3 protein-coding genes are annotated in these 3,436 nt (G+C 73.1%); 1 reads left to right on the plus strand and 2 read right to left on the minus strand.

What is annotated here, in order from left to right:
* Positions 1-27 precede the first annotated feature (27 nt).
* Entirely contained in the window at positions 28-1,551 is a 1,524-nt protein-coding gene (locus HG543_RS52530) for an FAD/NAD(P)-binding protein (RefSeq protein WP_343073664.1), read from the minus strand.
* A gap of 142 nt (positions 1,552-1,693) precedes the next feature.
* Between HG543_RS52530 and HG543_RS52535 the strand changes: the two genes are divergently transcribed.
* The gene (locus HG543_RS52535) at positions 1,694-2,302 is read left to right on the plus strand and encodes a cysteine dioxygenase (protein WP_169352503.1); all 609 of its coding nucleotides are present in this window, start codon (positions 1,694-1,696) and stop codon (positions 2,300-2,302) included.
* Here the strand turns inward: HG543_RS52535 and HG543_RS52540 are convergent.
* Positions 2,241-3,203: a sensor histidine kinase gene (locus HG543_RS52540; protein ID WP_169352504.1), complete on the minus strand. Its 963-nt coding sequence runs from the start codon at positions 3,201-3,203 to the stop codon at positions 2,241-2,243. The genes HG543_RS52535 and HG543_RS52540 overlap by 62 nt on opposite strands.
* Positions 3,204-3,436 lie beyond the last annotated feature (233 nt).

A 3,436-nucleotide genomic window follows, 5' to 3' on the forward strand; every position in this document is an offset into this window, starting at 1 on the left:
CGCCCGCCCCGCGAGAGCGGGCGGCGCTCAGCGGTCCAGCGGAACGCCCAGCTGCGCCAGCGGCATGCGGCTGATGGGCGAGGTGCCCAGGCGCTGGAGCAGGTGCTCGGCCAGTCCGCGGGCCTGGGCGCGAATCTCCGGCACGGCCGTCGTCTCCCACAGCTCGCCCCGGCGCGGCGGGCCCAGCGTGTAGAGGCGGCCGGAGGCGTGGCCGCCCAGGTCCATCAGTGCGCCGTGCGCGTCCGTGGCCAGCCCCATGCCCAGCATGTCCGGGCACACGCGGCCGGCGTCCACCAGCGTCTTGAGCAGCGGATGCCCCCGGGTGATGGCGCCCTCCGGCCCCGTGCAGTTGATGACGTGTTGGACGTGCAACACCTCTTCACCCGCATGGCCCCGGCGCCGCACCCGCGCCTCCACGCCCGAATCCACCAGCCGGAAGCTCCGCAACCGCCCCGCGTGGATGACGAGCCGGCCCTCGCGCCGCAGCCGCGCCACCGTGTCGCCGATGCTCGGCGCCATGCGGTGCCGGTGCACCTCCCAGTGCGAGCGCAGGTGGCGCAGGAAGCGCCGCCGCTCGCCCGTCGTCAGCCGGTGCCACAGCGGCACGGTGGCTGGCCGGAGCGCGTCCACCACGGTGCGCCAGTCCGCCCCCGCCTCCGTGGCGCGCTTCACCTCCTGGCGCATGATGCGCAGCACGGCGCGGATGCGGATGGGAATGGGGTGCAGGTGGCCGTCGGCGTCCGGGGCCGCGTGACACTCGCGCAGCACCTCCTGGCGCAGGGCGCGCAGCACGTCGCGGATGCCAGGCGAGGCGTACGTCGTCGGACGGGCCGGGGCCGGCGTGCCGCCCCGGTGCACGTGGGGCAACAGCCCATGGCGCGACAGCGCGTGGATGACGCCCCGGTGGCCCTGCTCCTCCAGCGACAGCACCGTGTCCACCATGGTGAGGCCGGTGCCGATGAGCAGCACCGAATCGTCCGGCTCCACGCCGCGCAGCGCCCGCGGCGCCCAGGGGGAGCGGTGGTAGCGCTCGCTGGCGTACAGGCCGCCGTCGGGCACCCGCAGGTCCGCCGGCATCGCGTTGCCCAGCGCCAGCACCGCGGCGCGCGCCTCCAGCGAGCCTCCCGCCAGGAAGCCCAGCCGGACGCGGCCTCCCTCCTCGTCGGCGGAGACGACCTCGTCGGACACCAGCTCGAGCTGGACGCCCGGCGGCGCGCGCGTCGCCATGTCGCGCAGGAGCGACTCCAGGTAGAGGCCGTAGCGGTAGCGGGGCACGAAGTCGCCGGGGGCGGTGTCGGGCCACGTCTGGCGCAGCCAGCGCAGGAAGTGCTCCGGGTCATCCGGAAAGGCGCCCATCCTCGCGGCGGGCACGTTCAGCAGGTGATGGGCGCTGCGCGTGGAGTACGCCAGCCCCCGGCCAAACAGCCCGCTGCGCTCCACGAGGACCACCCGGAAGGGCGCTCTCGCGCACCTCAGGAGGTTCACCGCCAGCAGCGTCCCACTGGCCCCGCCTCCGACGATGGCCACGTCACAACCACTCTGTGCTCGCACCCCGCAATCGTATGTCGCGCGCGTTCTGGTAGCATCCTCCGCTCGCCCACTGTCCAGGCGTCACACCTGGGTGTGGAACACATCACCCTGGGATTTCGCGGACCCGATGTTCACACTCCGACGTACACCTCGGGAGGACACCATGCGCGAGCACGTGGGCGATGAGAGGGACGAGGGCTGTCCCGAGGTCTCCGAGCTGCTCGGCTGGTCGCTCCCGGAGCGGGCCGACGCGCTGCCTTCGCTGGAGTGGCTCGTGGAGCGGCTTCGCTCCAGCCGGGTGGACTGGGGGTTGCTTCAGTCCCTGATTCGCTTCAACCCGGAGGGCTACGCGCGCCGCGTCCTCGGGCGCACGGACGCGTGTGAGCTGCTGCTCCTGTGCTGGCTGCCAGGGCAGGTGTCCCGGGTGCATGACCACGGCGGCTCCTCGGGTGTGTCCTGGGTGGTGCGCGGGAAGCTCGCCGAGACACGCTTCGCCTGGGGGGGAGACCGGCTCGTGCCCGCCTCCCGCGCGGGCGCGGAGGAGGGCGACGTCCTGCTGGAGCGCCCGGAGACCATCCACCGCCTCCATAACGCGTCGCGCCATGGCGCCGTGTCGTTGCACGTCTACGCGCCGCCCATGGTGGGCATGACGCGTTACGACACGAGCGTGGCGGCCGAGCTGGAGGGGTGGCCGCCGCGTGGGGCGGTGCTCAGGCCGCCGCGTCCGCCTGTGGGCGAGGCTGGGCGAAGGCGCCGGCCACGGGCAACGTGACGCGGAAGGTGCTGCCCTGGCCGGGCTGGCTGTCCACGGTGAGCGTGCCTCCCAGGGCGGTGACGATGCCGTGGCACACGGCGAGGCCGAGGCCGGTGCCCACGCCCAGGGGCTTGGTGGTGAAGAACGGGTCGAAGATGCGCTCGCGGTGCTCGGGGGAGATGCCGCAGCCGGTGTCCCGCACCTCGACGACGACGGGGCCGGGGAGGGAGACGCGGGCGACGACGCGCACCTCGTTCTCCTCCACGTTGCCGGGGGCGATGGCCTGCGCCGCGTTGAGCAGCAGGTTGAGGAACACCTGACCCAGGCGGGCGCCGTTGCCCTGCACGAGCGGCAGGCCCTCGCAGTCCAGCACGAGGCGGGCGCGGTGCCGCAGTTCGTGCATGGCCATCTTCGCCGCCGTGCGCAGCACCGCCGCGAGGTCCGACGGGCCGGTGCCCACGTCCTCCGCGCGCGTCAGGGACTGCAAGTCACGCACGATGAGGCGGATGCGCTCGGCGCCGTCGCGCGTCTCCGCGAGGGCCTCCAGCACCTCCTGGCGCTCCTGTTCGGGGAGCTGCTCCTTCTGCTGGAGCTCCTGGTGGATGTACTCGAGGTTGCTGAGGATGAAGGCGAGGGGGTTGTTGATTTCGTGGCCCACGCCGGCGGCGATGCGGCCGAGGGCGATGAGGCGGTCGGCGAAGAGGAGCTGGGCCTGGGTGGCGCGCAGTTGCTCCAGGCTGCGGGACAGCTTGGCGTTGGCGGCCTCCAGCTCGGCGGTGCGCTCGCGGACGGTGGCCTCGAGGGCCTCGGAGTCCGAGCGGGGGCGGCGGGGGCCCTCCAGGGCGTCGAAGGCGCGCTTGAGCGTGCCGCGACGCTGCGCCATCGAAGACATCCGCAACAGCCTCGCTCGTAGCGTCATCACGTCCTGCTCCGGCGTCCGATGTCTGCTCACTCCCGAGGCCCTGTGTCGCGGCAGACGGCCGCAGTCAACACCGGCGCGGGGGTGGCGGCAAGCGACCCGAAGTCCGGAGCCGAATCGACCCACGCTAACCGGCCAGGCATTCGTTGGGGAGATGCCATGCGGTTGCAGCTGGGAATCGTCGGGTTGTGGATGTTTCCGGTGACGGCGTGAGGGAGGAGGGGCTCAGGGGG

It is taken from the genome of Pyxidicoccus fallax (genome assembly GCF_012933655.1).
GTDB classification, from domain to species: domain Bacteria; phylum Myxococcota; class Myxococcia; order Myxococcales; family Myxococcaceae; genus Myxococcus; species Myxococcus fallax.

What these genes read in the sequence shown, in the direction of transcription:
- HG543_RS52535 (WP_169352503.1), top strand. Translation starts at nt 1,694, where the DNA reads ATGCGCGAGCACGTGGGCGATGAGAGGGACGAGGGCTGTCCCGAGGTC.
- HG543_RS52540 (WP_169352504.1), bottom strand. Translation starts at nt 3,203, where the DNA reads ATGACGCTACGAGCGAGGCTGTTGCGGATGTCTTCGATGGCGCAGCGT.